The 254-nt window shown below is 65.7% G+C and carries 1 protein-coding gene; it reads left to right on the top strand.

Annotated features, from left to right (window positions below; genetic code table 11):
- Positions 1 to 254: hypothetical protein (locus JAO32_RS19830; protein ID WP_334243622.1), on the top strand; the 254-nt coding region annotated here is incomplete at both ends.

The raw sequence follows: 254 nt of genomic DNA, 5'->3' as shown, positions 1-254 counted from the left end.
CATGTGGCGTGGGGCTGATCGACGGGGTGTTTGGCTTTCGGCGGGAACGCATGCGCTGGTGATTGCCGCGGTGGTGCTGGTGGCTGTGAAGGCTCCGCAGGCGGTGCGGGTGAAGCTGCCGGGGTCGGCGCATGGGACGCACACGTTGCTGACGTACACCATTGGCGGACAGGAGAGTGCGGCGGCTAGTGCTGCGCCTAAGAAAGCCGCTGAGGCCAAGGTGAAGACGCCGACGATTGCGAAGGTGGCTCCTG

Source organism: Terriglobus sp. ADX1 (genome assembly GCF_036877645.1).
Classification (GTDB): Bacteria; Acidobacteriota; Terriglobia; order Terriglobales; family Acidobacteriaceae; genus Terriglobus.
This window is presented reverse-complemented; position numbering and strand designations above follow the sequence as displayed.